Raw genomic sequence first — 21,274 nt, forward strand, 5'->3', positions numbered from 1 at the left:
ACAATCACCACCGACCCCACACCGGCATCGGCGGAATGACACCAATCGAGCGCCTACGCGTTCACAACCTACCCGTGAAGAACAACTAGGCTCCGTATCACTGAGCTTCCGCTGAGGACGCGATGTCAACTCAACGGCAATGGCCGGTCGCGATCATCGGGTCCGGCAACATCGGCACCGACCTGATGGTCAAGGTGCTGCGCAGCGAGGGCCCGCTCGTCATGGGCGCGATGGTGGGTATCGACCCCAATTGCGACGGGCTGGCACGGGCCAAGCGGATGAATGTTCCCGTCGCCGCGGGCGGGGTCGACGAGCTGATGTCGATGCCCGAATTCGCCGACATCGCGCTGGTCTTCGATGCCAGCACGGCGCCTGCACACGAACGGAATTGGGCCATGCTGAAAGACACCGGCCGGCGGGTGCTGGATCTGACCCCGGCCGCGATCGGCCCGTACTGCGTACCGGTGGTCAACGTCGACGGCCACCTCGACGCCGCCAACCTCAACATGGTCACCTGCGCGGGACAGGCCACGGTGCCGATCGTCGCCGCCGTCGCCGACGTGGGCGCGGTGTCCTATGCCGAAACCGTCTCGTCGATCTCGTCGCGGTCGGCCGGGCCCGGTACCCGTGCCACTCTCGACGAGTTCACCGAGACCACCGCCGCGGCATTGCGCACCGTCGGCGGTGCCCGGCGGGCCCGCGCCCTGTTGATCCTGAACCCGGCTGACCCGCCGATGATGATGCGCAACACCGTCTATTGTCTTCTCGACGGCGACGCCGATCACGCGCAGATCGAGCAGTCCGTCGAGTCGATGGCGGACGCCGTCACGGCCTACGTTCCCGGTTACCGGCTCCGGCAGCGAGTGCAGTTCGAGACCTTCACCGCGGCCCGCCCCTTGTTCATCCCGGAGACCGGCACATTCACCGGCACCCGGGTCACCGTGCTCCTCGAGGTGACCGGCGCCGCCGATCACCTGCCGGCCTACGCCGGCAACCTGGACATCATGACCGCGGCTGCGCTGAGCACCGCGCAGCGAATCGCCGCGCACACCAACCGAATCGCCGGGGTCAGCGCATGACCGGCGATCTCTACATCAGCGACGTCACCCTGCGTGACGGCATGCACGCCGTCCGCCATCGATACACCACCGACCAAGTGGCGGCGATCGCCGCCGCGCTCGACAAGGCCGGAGTCGACTCCATCGAGGTAGCGCACGGCGACGGGCTGGCCGGGTCGACATGCACGTACGGGTTCGGCGCACACACCGACCTGGAATGGATCGAGGCCGCCGCGGCGGCCGTCACCTCGGCCAGGATCGCCACCTTGCTGATCCCCGGGATCGGCACCGCGCGCCACCTCAGGGACGCGAACCGGGCCGGTGCGACCGTCTTGCGGGTGGGCACCCACTGCACCGAGGCCGACATCTCCGCAAGCCACATCGCCGCCGCGCGGGAGTTGGGCATGGACACCGTCGGATTCCTGATGATGAGTCACCTGACCACCCCCGACGACTTGGCGGGCCAGGCGAAGCTCATGGAAGGGTTCGGCGCCACCTGCGTCTACGTCGTGGATTCCGGTGGCGCCATGGTGATGCGCGACATTGCCGACCGGGTGGACGCGCTCCGCCAGCGGCTGCTCGCCACCACCGAGATCGGGATCCACGCCCACCACAACCTCTCGCTCGGTGTCGCCAATTCGATTGTGGCCGTGGAACACGGGGCCAACCGGGTGGACGCGTCGCTGGCGGGCATGGGGGCCGGCGCGGGCAACGCGCCACTGGAGGTCTTCATCGCCGCGGCGGACCGGATGGGCTGGCACCACGGCTGCGACCTGCATGCGCTCGAAGATGCCGCGGACGACCAGGTGCGGCCGCTGCAGGACCGGCCGGTCCGGGTGGACCGCGAGACCCTCACACTCGGTTATGCAGGGGTCTATTCGAGCTTTCTGCGGCACGCCGAGGCGGCCGCCGCGCGCTACGACGTCGACGCCCGGGCCCTGTTGGAGGAGGCGGGCCGCCGGGGCATGGTCGGTGGCCAGGAGGACATGCTCGTCGACATCGCGCTCGACCTCATCGGCAGCCGCTGATCGTCTGGTGCAACGGATCTAATCGACGGGTACGTCGAGGATCGGACGCGAGACACCGGCGCCGGGCCCGTCGAAATGCCACCACTCGCCGGCGTAGACCGTCAGGCCGCCGGCGGCCATCGCGGTTCGCAGCCGGGCCCGGTTGGCCTGGGCGGCGGCACTGACCCCGTCGGTGGCGTACGCCTGGGCGCGCGCCGAGAAGTCGTCGAAGTCGGTGCCCATGTCGACGAGGCTGCCGCGCTCGGCGATCGTCACGTCGACCGAACGCCCCGTCTCGTGGCTGCGCGCATACGGGCCAGGCTTGGCCACCCAAGCCGGGTTGGGGACCGCGTCGTACATCCGAACCTGGACATCGTGTGGCCGGTAGCAGTCCCAGAACACCAGCACATCGCCCTGAGCCCGCAGCTGCTCGGCGGCCTTCGCCAGGCCCGGCGCCATCGACTCGTGCACCAGGCAGCGCGCGTCGGCCGGATACAGCGGCACCCCGACGAAGTTCTGCGGCGTCGCATAGCGCAGGTCGACAATCGCGTCGGGAATCACGGAGCGCACGTCGACGAAGCCGGCCGCGGCGGCCTGCGGGCTGACCGGCGGTACCCCGCCGTCCGGTGCGGCGCCGGCGACAGGGGACACGATCACCAGAGCGCACATCGGCGCGGCGAACAGTCGGCGAAATCCCGTCATGTCTGCATTGTGCCGGTCACGTCCAGCGGCTCGGCCTCGGCGCGGTAGCGCGGGTAGCCGAGCCGTCCGCGGGTGGCGATCAGCAGACCCAGCGCCAGCACGACAGCCACGATCAACACGCCGAACTGGACGCTGAACGCGACGGCGTCGGCGCTGATCACCCGGCGGTCGGCCAGCCGCTGCAGGTAGGTGGCGGTGCCGTCCACCGACCCGTGCAGCAGGATCGCGAGCAGCAGGCTGGCGCCGGTGTTGTTCGACAGCCAGGTGAACAGGACCGTGATGCCCGTCGTGAACACCACGAAGATGGCGCCCGACACCAGCGCGTCGACGGGCCCCGCCCGCAGCCACGACGGCACGTACAGGAAAAAGTGCCAACCACTCCACAGCAAGCCCAGTAGGAGACTGGCCCGGACCGGCCCGTAGCGATGCTGCAGCCGCGGCAGGGCGAAGCCACGCCAGCCGGCCTCCTCGAACAGCGGGCCGAACCAGAAGTGGGCGAGATACGACAGCGGATAGCTCGCCAGTGCGGTCGGGGTCAGCGCCGAGAGCGCGTCTGGGCTGACCAGGGCGGCGGTGACCAGGATCTGGCCCAGCGGGATGGCCAGCACGGCGATCAGATACCACCGCGGGCCCACCCGCCAGCGCACCAGCCGCCGAAGCATCCGCCTGACGCCGTCGCGCCCCTGCGTCACCGCGGTCATGACGAACGCCGTCCCGGTGACGCCCACCACGACGGCGGGCAGCGCGTACCACGACGGCGTGTGCGTGGTCGCCGAGAAGGCCGGCACTCCGCCGATGACCACGGGCGCCCACAACAGCCAGGTGACGCTGTATGCCAGGACGAAGAACGACACCAGCGGCCTGGCGCGCAGCAGCTCCAGCATCACGGCAGCATAGAGCCCGCCGCCCCGGGATCACTGCGGCTGAGTTTGTGAGCTTCCGATGCGCTGATCGGCGGTCAGCAGCAGGTTGTCGTACGCCGATCGGCTCGGCGCCGACTCGGACTGGGCGAAGCCGACGAAGTCGGTGACCACCTGTTCGGCCAGCAGTCGCAGTTTGACGTTGGCCTCCTGGGAACGCCAGCGCAGCAGGTCGAACGCCGCGACGGAGTCGATGCCGTAGACCACCATGAGCATGCCCTTGGCCTGCTCGATGACTGCCCGGTTCTCGGCGATCTCGGCGATCGCCGCGCTGAGCTGTTTCTGCTGGCGGTGCTCGGCGGGGCTGACGTCGACGTAGAAGCCGTGGGTCCCGACCACCGCCCCGGTTTCGTCCTGCAGCTTGTCGGCCACGACGATCACGTGATGGATCCGGCCGGCGGTGTCGATGATCCGGTGCCGGGTGCTGAAGGCCTGATGGTGCCGACGCACGTCGTCGAGCGTGGTCGCCACCTGTTGGTAGTCGTCGGGATGCTTGTGCGACAGCACCAGGTCCGTGGTCGGTGAGACCGTGCCCGGCTCGTAGCCGTGCATGGCCTGGACCTCGGCCGACCACTCCCAGCGTTCGTCGTCGAAGTAGAACCGAAACCAGCCCACCTGCTCCGGGCGCACGGTGGTCTCGTCGGCGTTGCTCTCCGCCGGATCTTCGTCCGGAAACATCGGCACCCCTCGCCCGACAACGCTGTGGTTGTCACGTGTGAACGACATGCCGCATGCGCCGGGACGCCGAAGGGTGCCATGAAGGCAGAACCCATCGCCATCCCAGGTTCTGCGGGCAAACAGTGTTTTACCCCGTGAACTGCCGCGTTTTCAAGCCCAGCCGCCGGAGTCGCCCGCGCGGCGGCGGATGCTGAGATTCCCGTGACACGAGTGACGGATGTAACAAACTGAGTTGTGCGTCGAAAACACCTGTACAGGGCGTTCACCGGCCGGTGCAGCACGGGGACGCCGCCTTGCGGGACCGCGGAGGACACACGGTGACAATCATGACGAGCAAGCCCGTCCCCACCGGCACGTGGGCGCGGCGCGTCAGCCTGGGGCTGGGCGCGGCGAGCATCGCGACCGTGTTCCTGGCGGCACCCGCGGCGTGGGCCGATCCCACCGATCCCACCGACGCCGCCGCCTCAGCCACCCCGGTCACTCCGGTCGATCCGGCGGCACCGGCCCCGGTCGGCACCGACCCCACCACCGCCGTGGCGGCGGCCCCCGCGGTGGTGCCGCACCTGTCCAGCCCCGACAACCTGCCGCCGGGAACGTCGGCCGACGCCCCGCCCGAGGGCCGGCTGGGCTATCTGCGCGACCTGTTGCATGCGATGCGTACCCAGCAAGTGTCGGGCAGCGACGCGCTGCTGTTGCTCACCCAGCGCCCACTGGACGCCGGGGCCGCCCCGCCGCAGGGTGTGCCTGCGGGTCCGTCCGGACCGGTGGGATCGTCGGCGGTGCCGCCCGGCGGTGAGGCGCCCGTTCCCGCGCCGGCGGGTTAAGCCCGCTCAACCGCCTGCACGGCCGCATCGAGGTCAGGCTGATAGCGCTCCTCGGCCGTGAACTCCTGCCACCATTCGGTGCGCTGCACGGTCCGCAAAGCCCGGTCGGGAAGCGCGCTGATCATCAATCGGACTCCGGCCCCTGACAATTCGAGATCCAGATCGACCAGGATGTGCAGCACCGTCGATTCCAGTACGGTCTGGCGAACCAGGTCGAGCACCACGGTCCCCGGCGGCTGGTCGCCGAGCGCCGCGTCGCGGATCGCGGCGATGTTCGGGCGCACGTTGGCCGCATACATCGGAACCAGGCAGCGCAGCACCAGGGGATCGGCCGGGATCAGCGCCACATTCTCCGGCTGTTCGATCCACGCCCCGTTCTCGTGGCGCACCACCTGAACGACGTGCGGGGAGTTCACCACGTGCAACACCACGAGCAGCGTGACCGCCACCGCGACGGCCACCGCGGGGATCAGCCCGAACGCCAACCCGATCAACGCCACCCCCAGCGCGCCGAAGCATTCCCGTGGATTGAGCCGGTAGAGCCGGCGCAGCGCGGCGACGTCGACGAGTCGGGTCACCGCGATGACCACGACCGCGCCCAGCACGGCCTGGGGCAGCAGGCTCAGCACCGGGGCGACGAAGAACGCGACCAGCACGGCCAGTGCCAGCAAGACCAGGCCGCTGATCTGGGTGCGAGCACCCGAGCGCAGGTTCACCGACGTCTGGGCGAACCCACCTGATGGCGGCAGCGAGTGGAAGAACGCCCCCGCCACCGACGCGGCGCCGAGCGCCAGCAGTTCGCGGTCGGGTTCGATCCGGGGTTCCTCCGCGCGCCGTGAGGTGCGCGCGACCGCGATGCTCTCCAGGAATGCCATCACCGCGATCGCGAGCGCACCCGGCAACAAGGGCACGATGTGGTGATCCAGGTGCGGCATGGCGGGTGCCGGGAAACCCGACGGCACAGTCGGGATGAGAGCGACGCCGTGCGCGGGGAACGCGACCACCGCGCTCACCGCCAGGCCGATGGTGATCACCACGAGCGGCCCCGGGACGCGGGGGGCGAATCGGGTCAGCACGGACAACACGACCAGGCAGACCACCGACACCGCCACGGTGACCAGACTGGCCCGGCCGAGGTCGGAGAGCGCCGCCCAGGCCACCCGGAAGAATCCGGTCGTGTGCGGGTGGGGGGCCACCCCGAGCAGCTTCGGAAGCTGCGCCGCCATGACGGTCAGACCCACCGCGACCTTGATGCCGATCAGGGTCATGTCGCTGATGTTGTCGACCAGCATGCCCAGCCGAAACACCCTGGCCACCAACAGGAACAACCCGACCAGAAGGGTCAGCGTCACCAGGTCGCCGCGCTGGTCGTCGGACCCGATCAGCACACCGCCGGCCAGCATGGTGGAGGCGGTCAGCGTGGAGACCGTCGACGACGTGGTGACGCTGGCGACCCGGGATCCGCCGACGAACGCGTACACCAGCACCGGGACGATGCAGGTGTACAGACCCATCTGGACCGGCATGTTGGCGACCGTCGCGTACGCCATCGCCAGCGGGATGACGACCGCGCCCGTGCTCAACCCTGCCAGGACGTCGGCCCGTAGCCAGCTTGCGTGGTAGGGCCGGATTCCCGGGGCCAGCCACGATGGCGTCGCGATGGTGGACACGACCCGCATTGTGACACCGACATCCGGCTTCGTGCGCGCCTTGTGGCCAGCTGTTTACCTGCGGGTTCGGTGTCGGCCGGCGACATGACGCCGGGCCGCGGAAGCGATCCGCATAGCGGATCAGACCAGCCGGCGATGCCGGCTCGCGATCACCCGCTCAGACCGATGACGACCTCGTTGCGCCGCAGGAACGGCACCGTCCACGGCGGATCGTAGAACCAGGACAGCGGTTCGCCGACGGTCTCGATGCCGTTGCGCTCCAACACCTTCAACAGCTGGTCGGTTCGTGCCGCGACCGCGGCGGGTCCGATCGAACCGGTGAACCGCAGCACCGCGACGGTCTCGGGCGCCACCGGCACCAGACGCACCCGATCGTCGTTGGGGGTGGGCAGTGTCTCCAGGGTGTACTTCGAGGGCATGAAGAACCGGATCACCCATTCGCCCGACGGGGTACGCCGCGTCGACACCGGGGCGGTCATCGCGATCTTCTCGCTGCTCTGCTGGGCGACCGGGGCGGTCATCGCGATCTTCTTCTTGCCCGAGTTGGCGCCGAAGATGTAGCGGGCCAGGCGGCGGAACCCCTCGTTACGGGCCGGTTCCTCGTCAGAGGAAACCGCCGTCTCGGCGGCGATCCGGGGTCCGTACCGCCGGATCTCGACGCCGTCCACCTCACGCTCCACGGTGAAGGCCGGTTCCTCGGTGCCGGTGCGGATTCCGACGATCTGACCCCCGGCCTCCGCGACCTGAGTCAGCACACCCACGATCTTGTTCGGCATGATTCCAGTGAACCGGCCGGCGGCGCGGATGTCAGGGTTTCGCCGATGACGACTCTCTGACGGCCCGTCCCGGTGGGCCCGGCAGCCGCCCAGATAGGGTCCTGGCATGAGTCGGGTCTCAATCATCACAGGTGGTGCCGGTGGCATGGGCCTGGCCACCGCGAAGATCGTCGGTCGCGACCACACCCCGGTCCTCTGTGACGTCCGGGCGGACCGGTTGGACAGCGCTGCGGCCACCCTGAACGACCTCGGCATCGCCGCGAGCGTGATCAACTGCGACGTCACCGATCGCGACGCTGTCGGCCGGTTGTTCGAGACGGCGTCGGGCATCGGTCCGGTCGCCTCGGTGATCCACACGGCCGGCGTCAGCCCGAGCATGGGCCCGGCCGATTACGTCATGAGGACCAACGCGATCGGCACCCTCAACGTCAACGAGGTGTTCTTCGCTTCGGCGGGCGACGGCGCCGTGATCGTCAACGTGGCATCGATGGCCTCGCACATGCTGCCCGACGAACTGGTCCCGGCGCAGCATTTCGATCTCGCCTTTTCCGACGAGAAGCGCTTTCTGACCGAGATGCTCGCGGCGTGCGACATCGCGGGGGAGCAGATGCGCTCGGGCTTGGCCTACAGCATCAGCAAGACCTTTGTGCGGTGGTACAGCTCCTCACAGGCCGAAAGGTTCAACGGCCGCGGCCTGCGCATCGTCTCGGTCTCGCCTGGATCGGTGGACACCGAAATGGGATTGCTGGAGGCCGAAGCCGGTGCCGGCGCGATGGTGGCCGACTTTGCGGTGCCCCGCTGGGGAACGGCGCAGGAAATGGCCGAACTGTTCTCCTTCTGCGCCAGTGAGCGCGCCGGCTATCTCACCGGAACCGACATCCTCAACGACGGCGGCGTGATCGCCTCGATGCGCGAACGCGCCCGGCGGGCCGCCCAAACCGGTTAGGGCCGACTGAGTTTCGCGTACCGCGCGCGGTGGAAGTCGGTGGTACCGAACTCGTACTGCAGCGCGGTGAGCCGCTTGAAGTAATGACCGATCGCCAGCTCCTCGGTCATGCCCATGCCGCCGTGCAGCTGGACGGCGTTTTGGCCAACGAACCGGGCGGCTCGCCCGATCGTTGCCTTGGCCGCCGACACCGCGCGGGCCCGGGTATGTGGCTCGGCCTGCAGGTTCAGCACTGCCAGATATACGGCGGCGACCGCCTGTTCGAGCTCCATGTACATGTCCACCATGCGGTGCTGCAGAACCTGGAAGCCGCCGATCGGCTGGCCGAACTGCTGGCGCTGTTTGCAGTACTCGACGGTGTCCGAGAGCACCTTTCGCATCGCCCCGACCGCTTCTGCGCAGACCGCGGCGGCGCCCTCGTCGCGCGCCTGCGCCAATGACGGCGCAGCATCGGCGGTCAGCAGGGCGTCCTCCGGAAGCCTGAGGCCCTCGAACGTCAGGTCGGCGGCGCGCCGGTCGTCGATGGTGCGGTAACCGTGAACCTGCATCCCGGCAGGCGGTGCAACCGGGTCGAAGTCGGTCAGGAACAGCGAAACCCGTTCGGAGCCTTCATCTTCGGTCGACGTCCGTGCAGTGATCAACAGATGGGTGGCCAGCGGTGCGGCGGTGACGACGACCTTCTCGCCGGACAGTACCCACTGTGAACCGTCGCGGACCGCCCGCGCCGATACGGTGCGCTCGTCGGCCCCGGGTTCGGCGCTCGCGACGGCGACGACCGCGGTACCCGCCGCGATGCGCTCCAAGAGCCCGGCCGCGCCCGGGTGATCGGTGCGCTGCAGGAGGCCGCCGGCCACCACCACGGTGTCGACGAACGGCTCGATCACCAGCGCCCGCCCGAGTTCCTCGGCAATCACCATGATCTCGACCGGTCCACCGCCGATTCCGCCGACGGACTCGGGGAATGCCGCGCCCAGGATGCCGAGTTCGTCGGCCAGGGCCCGCCAGATCTCGGGCTGCCAGCCGGGGCCGAGCTTGGCCGCTGTGCGGCTCTTCTCGAGGTCGTAGCGGGTGGCCAGGAACTTGCCCAGGCCGTCGCGCAGGAGTTCCTGCTCGGTACTCAGATTGAAGTCCATTACAGTCCCAGGGTCGCCTTGGCCAGGATGTTGCGCTGAATCTCGTTGCTACCGGCATAGATCGAGCCGGCCCGGTCGTTGAAGTAGCGCAGCGCCGCCACCGCCTGCCAGGGCTGCCCGCTGACATAACCGTCGGCGGGTGGCTCGAAATCCGAGACGGGGCCGCCGGGCCGGGTGGCGTGCGGCTGGTAGGCGCGCCCGCGCGGTCCGGCGGCCTCCATGGCCAGTTCGGTGATCGCCTGGGACAGTTCGGTGGACAGGATCTTCAGCATCGACGACGCGGCACCCGGGTTGCGCCCCTCGGCAACGGTTGTCAGCACTCGGTATTCGAGGATCTCGAGCACGTCGGCACGGATGCGGACGTCGGCGAGCTTGGCCGCGAACGCCGGGTCGTCGATCAGCGCGCCGCCCGCCGGACCGGGCTGTTCGGTGGCCTCGCCGGCGATGGCTTCGGCCATCGCCTGCAGCGCGGGTGCGGTTGCGCCACCGCCCCTTTCGAACTCCAGCAGATACTTCGCCACGGTCCAGCCGTCGTCGATCTCGCCGATCACGTTCGCCTTGGGCACCCGGACCGCGTCGAAGAAGATCTGGTTCTGCACTTTCTCGCCGGAGGTCATCACCAGCGGACGGATCTCGATGCCCGGCGTGGTCATGTCGATGAGCACGAAGGTGATGCCCTGCTGCTTGCGGGCCGAACGGGTGGTGCGCACCAGTGCGAAGATCCAGTTGGCCTCTCCTGCATGGGTGGTCCAGATCTTGCTGCCGGTGCAGATCAGGTCGTCGCCGTCCTCGACCGCCGCCATGGTCAGCGCGGCCAGGTCCGAGCCGGCCTCGGGTTCGGAGTACCCCTGGCAGAAGAACACCTCGCCGGTGAGGATTCGCGGCAGAAAATAGTCCTTCTGTTCGGCCGTGCCGTAGGCGATGATCGCGTGCGCGACCATCCGGATTCCCATCGGGGACAGCGTAGGCGCCCCGGCCAGTGTCGATTCGCGGCTGAAGATGTAGTGCTGGGTCAGCGTCCAGTCGCAGCCACCGTGCTCCACCGGCCAGGCGGGGGCGGCCCAGCCGCGTTCGTGCAGGATTGCCTGCCAGGCCATGCTGGCCTCGTGGTCGGCGTAGACGCTGGTCATCAGCCGGCCCGCCTGGCGCAGGTCAGGTGTGAGCTTCTCGTCGAGGAACGCGCGGACCTCGTCGCGGAACTCGAGATCTTTCGCCGACCACGACAGGTCCATCTGGTGTCCTCTTATCTGCATACGGCTGTTTTCAGAAGTTACCGTAGCCCGTCGGCTCCGGCGCACCCGCCGAGGGTCCGTGCTGGAAATGTTAGGCCGTCGGGTTTGAGGTTCCTACCGTCTGGGAACAGGTCTGTTGGCCGCCGCGGGCGCCCCGAAACGTGACACTGAGAGGCCCGGTCCCTGGACAAGGGACCGGGCCTTTCGTCTGCGCTCAGGCGGTTGGCGAGGTGCCCAGCACCCGCTGGATGTCCGGCTTCATCGCCTGCAGCTGACCACCCCAGTAGCCCCAGCTGTGGGTGCCGTTGGGCGGAAAGTTGAAGACCCCGTTGCGCCCGCCCGCCGCTTCGTAGCGGCCCTCGAACGCTCGGTTGGTCCGGATCGTCAGGCCCTCGAGGAACTGTGCGGGAAGCTGGGCGTTGCCCAGGCCGGCGTCGAGGTCGGTCGGGTTGCCGTTGCCGCTGTAGACCCACACCCGGGTGTTGTTGGCGACCAGCTGGCCGATGTGCAGCATCGGGTCATTGCGCTGCCAAGCCGGACCGCCGAAGGCACCCCACATGTCCAGGGCGTTGAATCCGCCCGCATCGGCCATGGCGATCGAGACCGCCAGCGGCCAGCTCTGCGCCGACAGGTTCAAGAAGCCCGACAGCGAACCGGCGTAGACGAACTGGCCGGGATGATAGGCGGCCAGGATCAGCGCGGCGCTCCCGGACATCGACAACCCGACCACCGCATTGCCGCTCGGGCTGATGCCCTTGTTGGCCGACAGCCAGGCCGGCAGCTCGGCGGTCAGGAACGTCTCCCACTTGTAGGTCTGGGTGGTGCCGTTGCCGGTCGCGGGCCGATACCAGTCGGTGTAGAAGCTCGACATGCCGCCGACAGGCATCACCACCGACACCCCGGAATCGTTGAACCAGGAGAACGCACCGGTGTTGATGTCCCAGCCGTTGCGGTCGTCCTGGGCGCGCAGACCGTCGAGCAGATAGACCGCCTTGGGGCCGCCGCCCTGGAATTGCACGGTGATGTCGCGTCCCATCGACGGCGACGGCACCTTGAGGTACTCCACCTCGGCGGCGCCGGCTGTCGGCGGCAGGGCTGCGGTGGCGCCGAACACCAGCAGTGCAGCGATGACGGCGCTCGCCGCCCGAAGGATCCCCCGACTGCGTATCTTCCCAAAAGAATTCATGAAAGGTCCTGCCCCTGTGGTCGTCCACCCCCGACCTACCTGACTATCGGAGGCCATCCGCCATCAGTTACGCCCGCGATATTTCTGCCGACCGACTGGCCGACGACGTCACCGCGCTGCTCGCAGCGACGCCCGGCCGGGTCGTGGTCGGTCTCACCGGCCCGCCAGGGGCGGGTAAATCGACGCTGGCCGGCATGGTTGTCGCGGCGGTGGACGGCGCGGCCTATCTGCCGATGGACGGCTTCCACCTGTCCAATGCGGCGCTGGACCGCCTGGGTTTACGTGAGCGCAAAGGCGCGCTCGACACCTTCGACGCTGCCGGGTATGTCACCGCGCTGCGGCGCGCACGTGCCGAGTTCCGGCAGCGGGATGTCTACGTGCCCGCCTTCGACCGCAGCCTGGACGAGCCGATCGCGGCCGGCCACGTGATCCCCGCCGAGTGCCGGTTGGTGGTCACCGAGGGCAACTACCTGGGCATGCCGACAGGCGAGTGGGCGCCGGTGCGTGGGCTGCTGGATCGGCTGTACTACGTCGACTGTCCGGCGCCGCTTCGGCGCGACCGGCTGGTGGCCCGGCATCGTCGCGGGGGACGGGACCCCGGGGCGGCCCTGGCCTGGGTCGAGGAGGTGGACGAACCCAACGCCCGGCTGATCGCCACCACCCGGGAGTTCTGCGACGGCGTCGTCGAGAACGACGAAATGGTGTGAACCACTCGCACTTTCCCGCCCATGCGGCGGTTTGGGCGTTCGGTCAGCAGCAGCGCGCGGTCGGGTTGGTGTCCTGCTGGTCGTGCCGCATCCGCCAGTACTGCGCCTCGCTGAGCACCGGCTCACCGGGATGGGTGCGGGTGCGGTGTGCGACGTAGCGGCCGTAATGGCTGTCACCCATCAATGTGCGGATGTACCAACGGATCTGGCGTGCGATGTGGGTAGCGCGTCCCATTGCTTTTGCACCTCCTTCTCTGCCGAGGTGGAGATCAGGCTGGACGGCCCGAAGATCTTCGACGGGACCGGTGTGTCCTCGGTCAACTCCCGGCCACCGCCGCGGATCGCCCGCAGCGCCATGGTCACGCCGGCGACGAACACGATGACGACCAGGACGGCGAAGACCACCGACAGCGTGCCCTGGATGAACGTGTTGCGGATGACCGCGTGCAGCTGGTCGGCGTTCTTGGCCGAACCGAACGCGGTCTTGCCCGCCTCGGCGGCCGCGCGGTACTGGAAGTGCTGCGTCCAGTAGCCGAGCTTGGGATCGCCGGAGAAGATCTTCTGCCACGACGCGGTGAGGGTGACCGTCAGATCCCACAGCAGCGGAATGCCGGGTATCCACGCCCATTTGAGCAGACCCTTCTTGATCACCACGACGGTGACGACGGTCAGTGCGATCGCGGCCAGCAACTGGTTGGCGATACCGAACAGCGGGAACAGGGTGTTGATGCCGCCGAGCGGATCGGTGACGCCCATCAGCAGGATGGAGCCCCAGCCGGCGACCACCACCAGGCTGCAGATCCAGGCCCCGACCCGCCAACTCGGGTTGCGCAGCCGCGTCAGCGGGCCGCCGAGATTGGCCAGGGCGTCGGAGAGCATGAACCGGGCGACCCGGGTGCCGGCGTCGACGGTGGTGAGGATGAACAGCGCCTCGAACATGATCGCGAAGTGGTACCAGAACGCCTTCAGCGATACGCCGCCGAACACTTGGTGTAGCACCTCGGACATGCCGAATGCCAACGTCGGGGCCCCACCGGTCCGGGACACGATCGACTCCTCACCGACGCTCTTGGCGGCCTCGGAGATGTCGGCCCCGGTAATCGGGGCGCCCGACAAGCCAAGTCCGTTGACGTATTTGGCGGCGGTCTCGGCGGCGCCGCCGGTCTGGGCGGAGGGTGCGTTGATCGCGAAGTACAAATGCTGGTTGAGGATCGCCGCGGTGATGAGCGCCATGATCGCCACAAACGATTCGGTGAGCATGCCGCCGTAGCCGATCAGCCGCATCTGGCTTTCCTTCTCCAGCAGCTTGGGTGTGGTGCCCGAGGAGATCAGAGAGTGGAAGCCCGACAGCGCACCGCAGGCGATCGTGATGAACAGGAACGGGAACAGCGAGCCGGCGAACACCGGACCGGAGCCGCTCTCGGCGAACTTCGAGATCGCCGGGGCCTCCATGATCGGACGGGCCAGCAGGATTCCGACCGCCAGCAGCGCGATGGTGCCGACCTTCATGAACGTCGACAGGTAGTCGCGTGGTGCGAGCAGGAACCACACCGGGAGCACCGAGGCCGCCAGCCCGTAGACGATGATGCACCACGACAGGGTGACCTTGGACAGCGTGAACCAGTCTGCGCCCCAATCGGTTCCGGCGACCCACCCGCCACTGACCACGGCCAGCAGCAACAGTATGACGCCGATCAGGGAGACCTCCGAGACCCGGCCAGGCCGCAGGAACCGCAGATACAGACCCATGAAGATGGCGATCGGGATCGTCATCGCGATGGAGAAGACGCCCCACGGGCTTTCGGCGAGCGCGCCCACAACCACCAGCGCCAGCACCGCGAGCAGGATGACCATGATGACCAGTACGGCGACGATGGCCGCGATTCCACCGACTGCGCCGAGTTCGTCGCGGGCCATCTGCCCCAGCGAACGGCCGCGACGGCGCGTGGAGATCGACAGCACCAGGTAGTCCTGGACACAGCCGGCGAACACCGCACCGACGATGATCCAGATCGTGCCGGGCAGGTAGCCCATCTGCATGGCCAGCACCGGGCCGACCAGCGGGCCTGCGCCGGCGATGGCGGCGAAGTGGTGACCGAACAGCACCCGCCGGTCGGTGGGCATGTAGTCGGTGCCGTTCTCGAAGATCTCGGCCGGCGTCGCGTGGTCGTCGCGCGGGCGGACGATCTTCATTTCGATCAGTCGGGCGTAGAACCGGTAGCCGATGACGTAGGTGCAGATCGCCGCGATCACGAACCAGACCGCGTTGACGGTCTCGCCGCGGAAGAAGGCGATGATGGCCCACGCGATGGCTCCGAGGACGGCGATCGCGCCGAAGATCAGTTTGTGCCGGGTGGTGATCGGCGAACGGTCGACAATCGCGACCGGCGGCAGATCCTTGTCGGTCCGGATGAAGGTGACGTCGCCCCTGGTCTCCTCGATATGTTCTGACGGCGCGGCGGTCGGTGAAGCCACAGTGTTTCTCCCTTGACGAGACGTGTCATGTCAGGCGGTGCGGTGATCCTTTCATTCACAGGTTCGCCAGTAAGGGGAACGCCAAACGCCGCGCCGCGCCCAGAGCTGGTCTTAGTGTTACCACAAGTTTCTCTTAATTTTCTTAATTTCGCGGTAGGGTCGCGTCATGGCCGAACGTGGTTCACAGGCGGTGATCGTGGGAGCGGGCCTCGCGGGGCTGCTGGCAGCCCGAGTGCTGTCGGAGTTCTACGCGTCGGTCACCGTCGTGGAACGTGACGCGCTGCCCGCTCACGCCGCACAGCGGACCGGGGTGCCGCAGGGGCGTCATCTGCACAGTCTGCTGAGCCGCGGCACCCAGGCGATCGGCGAGCTCTTTCCCGGGATTCTGGACGAACTCGGTGCGGCCGGCGCTGTCGTCGACGACGGTGGTGACCTGTCGCGGCTCTACGTGCGGGTCGGCGAGTTCGAGCTGAATCCGGCGGGCCGGCTGGCGGATCCCGAACCGTTGGCCGCCTACCAGGCGAGCCGTCCGTTCCTGGAGTTCCATCTCCGGCGGCGGGTCGCCGCGCTCGGAAACGTCACGATCCTCGACCGCCGCAACACGGTGGCCCCGGTCCTGGCCGGCGACGCCGTGACCGGTGTGCGAATCATCCACCGCGACAGCGGCATCTCGTCGCATCTGGCGGCCGACCTGGTCGTCGACGCCACCGGGCGCGCCGGGCGCACGGCCCACTTCCTGGCGGCTCACGGCTACGGTGCGGTACCGGAGCAGCGGGTCGCGTCCATCACCGGCTACAGCAGTCAGTTGTTGCGAATTCCGCCGGGGTGGATCCGTGAGCGGATGGCGTTCGTCAATCAGGGTCCGCGCGCACCGGGAGCGTTGCTGGTGGCCTACGAACACGACACCTGGATGCTGGCCATCTCACGTCCCACGGAATTGGGCAGGCCGCCAGGCGATGTCGCCGAGATGATGGACGCGGCCGCCCAGATGCTGCCGGAGCGGATCATGGCGGGGGTGCGCAAAGCGGTGCCCGTCGGGGAGATCTCGGTCTCGCGCAGCACCGCCGCCGTCTGGCGGCGCTATGACCGGATGGCGCGTCTGCCATCGGGTTTGGTGATCATCGGTGACGCGCTGTGCAGCCTCAACCCGTTGTACGGCCAGGGTATGACGATGGCGGCCCTGCAGGCGCTCGAGCTGCGCGACTGCCTGCGCGTGGATGGCACGGATCTGCCGCGGCGGTTCTTCCTCGCCGCAGCCGAACGGATCGCACCGGTGTGGTCGGAGAACCGGGCGAACGACCGGCCGCCGACCGCGGTGCACCGGCCGTCGCGACTGGCCCAAGGCATCCAGCGTGCCGCGATGCGGGCGGCAAGCGTGGATATCGTGGTGGCCGAAAGGATTCTGCGCGTGCGCGGGCTGATCGATCCGCCCGACCGGCTGCGCGAACCGTCATTCTTCGCCCGCATCCTGCTGGCCAACCTCCGGCCCGCGCCGCGAGCCGCGACGGCGGTGCACTCGACCGTCAGCCGCGCCGACGAACAGGCGATCCGCGCGCTCGTCGACCGCCAGTCCCGTCGGCGCAGAGGGCGAACCGAGATCACCCGACTGCGTTACCTGACACCCGATGTGGCGCTGATCCAGGCGCGCGCCGCGATCACCGGCCCGGTGATTCGGCTCAGCCGGCGCAACACCAGCGTCGCGGTGCGTGCCACCGACGGCTGGAAACTCGCGTTCTCACAGAACACCGGGTCGCTGACATGCTCGACGTGACCTATCGCGCCACCCGCGACCGGGTGTGCGAAATCGCCGCCAGCGCCGAAGCTGTTGTCATCGAACGGCAGTCCGACCAGACCGGACGATAGTCACCGGCTCGCGGATGCGAAACGCTAGTCCCGCTCGTAGAACGCCCGCACGGTGTCGACCGTATCGGCCTCGGCCGGGCTCTTGTCGTCGCGATAGCGCAGCACCCGGGCGAACCGCAACGCCATGCCCGCGGGATAGCGGCTCGAGCCCTGCACCCCGTCGAACGCGATCTCGACGACCTGCTCGGGACGAAGCGGGACGACATACTCGTCCAGCGACCCCGCCGCGAGCTCGGTGAAACGCGCTGTCTGCCAGTCGAGCATCGCGTCGGTCATCCCCTTGAACGTCTTGCCCAGCATCACGAACCCGCCCGTCTGGGGATCCAGCGCTCCCAGGTGGATATTGGACAGCTTGCCGGTGCGCCGCCCGGACCCCCACTCCACGGCCAGGACCACCAGATCCAAAGTGTGCACCGGTTTGACCTTCAGCCAGCCCGCGCCGCGTCGGCCGGCCTCGTAGGGGGAGGTCGGCGACTTGGCCATCACCCCTTCGTGCCCGGCGGCCAGCGTGACGTCCAGAAAGCCCTGTGCCGCAGCGGCATCGGTGGTGACGAGCCGGTCGACACGCTGCTCGGCGGGCACGATCGAGTCCAGCGCCGCGAGCCGAGCATGCGTCGGTTCGTCGAGCAGATCGATACCGTCGAGATGCAGGACGTCGAAGAAGAACACCGAAAGTGGTTGTGCCGCCGCCGCTGCGGCCACATCGGTGGACTTCCCGAAACGCGACGCGGTGACCTGAAACCGGTGCGGACGATTGTCGGGGCGAAGCGCGATGGCCTCGGCGTCGGCGATCAGATCGGTGACCGGCAGTGCCAGCGCGGCCTCCACCACCTCGGGCAGCCGGGCGGTCACGTCGTCGAGGCTGCGGGTGTAGACGGTGACGTCGTCGCCGGCGCGGTGGATCTGCACCCGGGCGCCGTCGAGCTTGGCCTCGAAGACGGCGTGGCCGCCGAGACGTTCGAGGGCATCGACGACACCGGTCGCGGTCTGGGCGAGCATCGGCCCGACCGGCCTGCCCACGGTCAACGTGAACTCGGCGAGCGCATCGCTGCCGCCGCCGAGCGCCGATGCCGCCACCGCCGCGAGGTCACCGCCGAGCATGGCCGCCCGCCGGATGGCCGCGGCCGGCAGGCCGGAGGCCTTGGCCACCGCATCGGCCATCACCCCGGCCAACGCACCCTGCCGTAGTTCGCCGCCGAGAAGGCGACGCAGAAAGAGCTGTTCGGTGTCGGTGGCGGCGGCGAACAGGTCGGTGAGCAGACCGGCGCGCCGGGCCTGGGAGCCCTTGCCCGCGACGGCGCCGATCTCGGTGAACGTCGCGTCGACAGCCGACACCGTCAGGGTCGGTGCGGCCGCCGGTTCGGGCAGCGAGCGCAGTGCTGCCCAGCCGACGCCGATCTGGCGCTGCGGCAGCTCACCGGACAGCCACGACACCACGACCTGCACCAGCCGTGGGTCACCCACACCGGTCAGCAGGTCGGCGATCCGCGCGACCTTGGCCAGTCGTGACGTCGTCGCCGTGACATCGACCGACGCCGCCGCGACATCGACAAGCAACATCACTCCAGATTGGCACGGCCGTCCGACACCGAGCGTCAGGCGACCTCGAAGGAGACCGAGGGCCACCCCGTCGCACCGTCGGGCGCCGGTGGCGCCTGGTCCTCGGTCTGGACCGCGCCGGTGTTGTCGGTGGCGCGTGCGGTGATGGTGTGGAAGCCGGCGGTGGCCGTCCACGGGAAGCTCCACAGCCGCCAGGTGTCGTTCGAGTAGGCCGCCCCGAGTTGGGCGGGCTGCCACGGTCCGTCGTCGATCCGCACCTCGACGGCCTTGACCCCGCGGTTCTGTGCCCACGCCACCCCGCCGAAGGTGACCGGGCCCTTGGCCACCTTCTGGCCGTCACGCGGCACGTCGATCCGCGACTCGGTTTTGATCGGGCCGCGCTCGGCCCAGCCGAGCTTGGTCCAGTAGGCCTGCACTCGGTCGAAGCGGGTGAGCTCGAGATCGACCACCCATTTGGTGGCTGACACGTAGCCGTACAGACCCGGCACCACCAGCCGCGCGGGATAACCGTGTTCGACGGGCAGCGGCACGCCGTTCATCCCGATCGCCAGCATCGCCTCCCGCCCGTCGGTCAGCGCCTCCACCGGTGTCCCGGCGGTGAACCCGTCCACCGACGTCGAGAGCACCATGTCGGCATCCGGATGAATTCCGCTGGCGCGCAACAGGTCGCTGACCCGATAGCCGGTCCAGGTGGCGTTGGAGATCAGGTTGCCGCCGACCGGGTTGGACACGCAGGTCAGTGTCACGACTTTGGTGATCACTTCGAACTTCGCCAGGTCGTCGAAGGTGTAGCTGACCTCGCGGTCGACCATGCCGTGAATGCGCAGCCGGAAGTCGGCGCGGGCGAGTTGCGGCACGCTCAGCGCGGTGTCGATGCGGTAGAAGTCGTCGTTGGGAGTGATGAAGCTGGGTAGCGCGACGCCCTGGGGCGTGACGTCGGCCGGAACCGGCGACGGTGGCGGCGCCGAGGGCAGCGCGAAGTTCTCCCGGTCACCGGACACCGAGTGCAGCCGGCGATTGATCACGACACCGGCCACGCCGCCCAGCAGCCCCAGCGCGGCGAAGCCGAGCGTCACCAGTGAGAGCCGTCGTCCGGGATCGACCCCGGCGGCATCAGAGGCCGCGGTGGACTTGCCGTCGGCGATGCGGCCCGAGGTGAGCAGCCGTAAGACCGCGATACCGCATGCCGCGCCGAGCAGGGTCGGGATGATGTCGGCCGGACGGGCGCCGGGCCGCGCCAGCACCGCGACGCTGCCGAGGACCGCGGCAGCCAGGATCGCCAACGTCCCCACCGGAATGCGGGACCGCTCCCAGACCGCCGCCGCGGCGGCCAGCACCCCGATCACCGCGATCACCGCGACCGAGAGGAACAGTTTGTCGGCGGTCCCGAAGGTCTGGATCGCCCACTCCTTGACCGGACCCGGCGTCACGTTGATGACCGCGGTTCCCACGGCCGTGCGGGCATCGGCGGCGGGGGAGAAGAACGCCGCCGTCAGCTGGACCACACCGAGCGCGACGGCGGCGGCCGCCACCCCGGCACCCATCCGCAGACCGGTGGTGGATTGGGCCATGCGAGCCAACCTACCGCTGGCTGGACACCCTTGGTCATTACCGATTGATGACGAGCGGTAACGTGCGTACCGGCTCGGGCGCCACCAGGGTGTCCCGCGAATGGAAGAGCGAACTGTAAGCCGCACGGTTACCGTGCCGGCCTCGACCGACAGGAGGATCGGATGGAGATCTCGGGCAAGAAGGTAGTTGTCGTGGGCGGCGCGTCGGGCTTCGGGCGGGCAAGTGCGGAGCTGCTGGCCTCCCGCGGGGCCCAGGTGGCGATTCTCGACCGTGAGGGCACCGACGGGCCCGAGGTCGCGGCCGCCGTCGGCGGCCCGTTCATCCCGGTGGACGTCACCGACTTCGCCGGCACCGAGAAGGCGCTGGCCGACGCCGTCGACCAGCTCGGCGGGCTGCACGTGGTGCTCACCACCGCGGGCGGCGGGGTCGCGGAGAAGACGTTCGGCAAGAACGGCCCGCACGCGCTGGAGACCTTCCGCAGCACGATCGACCTCAACCTGATCGCCAGCTTCAACATCAGCCGCCTGGCCGCCGCGCACATGGCCGGCAACGAACCCGAGGACGAGGAGCGCGGCGTCATCATCAACACCGCCTCGATCGCCGCATTCGAGGGTCAGATCGGCCAGGTCGCCTACACCGCGGCCAAAGCCGGCATCGCCGGCATGTGCCTGACCATGGCGCGTGATCTCGGCCCGGTCGGCATCCGGGCCTTGGCGATCGCACCCAGCCTGTTCGCCACCGGACTGACCAAGGGCATCCCCGACGAGTTCGCCAAGGCGCTGACCAAGGACGCCGCCTTCCCGAAGCGCCTGGGCCGGCCAGAGGAATTCGCCAAGCTGGTCGCCGCGATCGTGGAGAACCCGATGCTCAACGGCCAGTGCATCCGGCTGGACGCCGGGCAGCGCTTCGCCCCCAAGTGATCCCGGCTGTGGTAAGGCATTAGGGCAATAGGCACCGCCGCCTCG

19 protein-coding genes are annotated in these 21,274 nt (G+C 68.7%); 7 read left to right on the forward strand and 12 right to left on the reverse strand.

Features of this window, described 5'->3' with window-relative positions; genetic code table 11:
* Nucleotides 1–122 precede the first annotated feature (122 nt).
* Nucleotides 123–1,079: an acetaldehyde dehydrogenase (acetylating) gene (locus tag MSZK_RS08745; RefSeq protein ID WP_099246938.1), complete on the forward strand. Its 957-nt coding sequence runs from the start codon at nt 123–125 to the stop codon at nt 1,077–1,079.
* Nucleotides 1,076–2,086 (forward strand): 4-hydroxy-2-oxovalerate aldolase, encoded by a 1,011-nt coding sequence (dmpG, locus tag MSZK_RS08750; protein ID WP_099246940.1) that lies wholly within the window; start codon nt 1,076–1,078, stop codon nt 2,084–2,086. Before MSZK_RS08745 ends, dmpG begins: the two co-directional genes overlap by 4 nt.
* Before the next feature lie 18 nt (nt 2,087–2,104).
* Here the strand turns inward: dmpG and MSZK_RS08755 are convergent, their stop codons facing one another.
* Genes MSZK_RS08755 through MSZK_RS08765 form a run of 3 tightly spaced genes read right to left on the reverse strand, consistent with a single transcriptional unit; the run spans nt 2,105 to nt 4,365 of the window.
* Nucleotides 2,105–2,734: a M15 family metallopeptidase gene (locus MSZK_RS08755; RefSeq protein WP_233211198.1), complete on the reverse strand. Its 630-nt coding sequence runs from the start codon at nt 2,732–2,734 to the stop codon at nt 2,105–2,107.
* Between the two features lie 29 nt (nt 2,735–2,763).
* A complete protein-coding gene (locus MSZK_RS08760) occupies nt 2,764–3,651 on the reverse strand; it encodes a CPBP family intramembrane glutamic endopeptidase (RefSeq protein ID WP_099246944.1) in 888 nt (295 codons plus the stop codon).
* 30 nt (nt 3,652–3,681) lie between these two features.
* On the reverse strand, nt 3,682–4,365 hold the full coding sequence (locus MSZK_RS08765; protein WP_099247173.1) for a PAS and ANTAR domain-containing protein: 684 nt from the start codon (nt 4,363–4,365) through the stop codon (nt 3,682–3,684).
* A gap of 326 nt (nt 4,366–4,691) precedes the next feature.
* Here MSZK_RS08765 and MSZK_RS08770 point away from each other — a divergent pair, with 326 nt between their 5' ends.
* A complete protein-coding gene (locus MSZK_RS08770; protein ID WP_099247175.1) occupies nt 4,692–5,189 on the forward strand; it encodes a hypothetical protein in 498 nt (165 codons plus the stop codon).
* On the opposite strand, the gene MSZK_RS08775 is transcribed toward MSZK_RS08770, so the two are convergent.
* Together MSZK_RS08775 and MSZK_RS08780 are read right to left on the reverse strand one after the other, a co-directional pair.
* Complete coding sequence (locus MSZK_RS08775; protein WP_099247177.1) at nt 5,186–6,859, reverse strand: SulP family inorganic anion transporter; 1,674 nt, start codon at nt 6,857–6,859, stop codon at nt 5,186–5,188. The two genes, MSZK_RS08770 and MSZK_RS08775, sit on opposite strands and share 4 nt — an antisense overlap.
* A 149-nt stretch (nt 6,860–7,008) precedes the next feature.
* The gene (locus MSZK_RS08780) at nt 7,009–7,635 is read right to left on the reverse strand and encodes a heme-binding protein (protein ID WP_099246946.1); all 627 of its coding nucleotides are present in this window, start codon (nt 7,633–7,635) and stop codon (nt 7,009–7,011) included.
* 106 nt (nt 7,636–7,741) lie between these two features.
* Here MSZK_RS08780 and MSZK_RS08785 point away from each other — a divergent pair, with 106 nt between their 5' ends.
* Nucleotides 7,742–8,581, forward strand: a complete 840-nt coding sequence (locus MSZK_RS08785) for an SDR family NAD(P)-dependent oxidoreductase (RefSeq protein ID WP_099246948.1) — start codon at nt 7,742–7,744, stop codon at nt 8,579–8,581.
* Here MSZK_RS08785 and MSZK_RS08790 read toward each other — a convergent pair.
* The 3 genes from MSZK_RS08790 to MSZK_RS08800 form a co-directional block, all read right to left on the reverse strand.
* A complete protein-coding gene (locus tag MSZK_RS08790) occupies nt 8,578–9,714 on the reverse strand; it encodes an acyl-CoA dehydrogenase family protein (RefSeq protein WP_099246950.1) in 1,137 nt (378 codons plus the stop codon). The genes MSZK_RS08785 and MSZK_RS08790 overlap by 4 nt on opposite strands.
* On the reverse strand, nt 9,714–10,946 hold the full coding sequence (locus MSZK_RS08795) for an acyl-CoA dehydrogenase family protein (protein WP_099246952.1): 1,233 nt from the start codon (nt 10,944–10,946) through the stop codon (nt 9,714–9,716). The genes MSZK_RS08790 and MSZK_RS08795 overlap by 1 nt, the downstream gene beginning before the upstream one ends.
* Before the next feature lie 214 nt (nt 10,947–11,160).
* Nucleotides 11,161–12,132, reverse strand: coding sequence for an esterase family protein (locus MSZK_RS08800; protein WP_099246954.1), 972 nt, complete (start codon nt 12,130–12,132; stop codon nt 11,161–11,163).
* Nucleotides 12,133–12,248: 116 nt separating this feature from the next.
* On the opposite strand from MSZK_RS08800, the gene MSZK_RS08805 reads away from it, so the two are divergent.
* A complete protein-coding gene (locus MSZK_RS08805; protein WP_371411307.1) occupies nt 12,249–12,839 on the forward strand; it encodes a nucleoside/nucleotide kinase family protein in 591 nt (196 codons plus the stop codon).
* Between the two features lie 43 nt (nt 12,840–12,882).
* On the opposite strand, the gene MSZK_RS08810 is transcribed toward MSZK_RS08805, so the two are convergent.
* Together MSZK_RS08810 and MSZK_RS08815 are read right to left on the reverse strand one after the other, a co-directional pair.
* Nucleotides 12,883–13,020 carry a CstA-like transporter-associated (seleno)protein gene (locus MSZK_RS08810; RefSeq protein WP_371411305.1) on the reverse strand — a complete coding sequence of 46 codons (138 nt, stop codon included), beginning with the start codon at nt 13,018–13,020 and terminating at the stop codon, nt 12,883–12,885.
* Nucleotides 13,020–15,314 carry a carbon starvation CstA family protein gene (locus MSZK_RS08815; RefSeq protein WP_099246960.1) on the reverse strand — a complete coding sequence of 765 codons (2,295 nt, stop codon included), beginning with the start codon at nt 15,312–15,314 and terminating at the stop codon, nt 13,020–13,022. The genes MSZK_RS08810 and MSZK_RS08815 overlap by 1 nt, the downstream gene beginning before the upstream one ends.
* A 166-nt stretch (nt 15,315–15,480) precedes the next feature.
* Between MSZK_RS08815 and MSZK_RS08820 the strand changes: the two genes are divergently transcribed.
* Nucleotides 15,481–17,085: an NAD(P)/FAD-dependent oxidoreductase gene (locus tag MSZK_RS08820; RefSeq protein ID WP_099246962.1), complete on the forward strand. Its 1,605-nt coding sequence runs from the start codon at nt 15,481–15,483 to the stop codon at nt 17,083–17,085.
* Between the two features lie 116 nt (nt 17,086–17,201).
* Here the strand turns inward: MSZK_RS08820 and MSZK_RS08825 are convergent, their stop codons facing one another.
* Complete coding sequence (locus tag MSZK_RS08825; RefSeq protein ID WP_099247180.1) at nt 17,202–18,737, reverse strand: ATP-dependent DNA ligase; 1,536 nt, start codon at nt 18,735–18,737, stop codon at nt 17,202–17,204.
* A 35-nt stretch (nt 18,738–18,772) separates the two neighbouring features.
* The gene (locus tag MSZK_RS08830) at nt 18,773–20,308 is read right to left on the reverse strand and encodes a molybdopterin-dependent oxidoreductase (protein WP_099246964.1); all 1,536 of its coding nucleotides are present in this window, start codon (nt 20,306–20,308) and stop codon (nt 18,773–18,775) included.
* A 162-nt stretch (nt 20,309–20,470) separates the two neighbouring features.
* Here MSZK_RS08830 and MSZK_RS08835 point away from each other — a divergent pair, with 162 nt between their 5' ends.
* Nucleotides 20,471–21,229, forward strand: a complete 759-nt coding sequence (locus MSZK_RS08835) for an SDR family NAD(P)-dependent oxidoreductase (protein WP_099246966.1) — start codon at nt 20,471–20,473, stop codon at nt 21,227–21,229.
* Nucleotides 21,230–21,274: the final 45 nt, after the last annotated feature.

The organism is Mycobacterium sp. shizuoka-1 (genome assembly GCF_002723835.1).
Taxonomy (GTDB): Bacteria; Actinomycetota; Actinomycetes; order Mycobacteriales; family Mycobacteriaceae; genus Mycobacterium.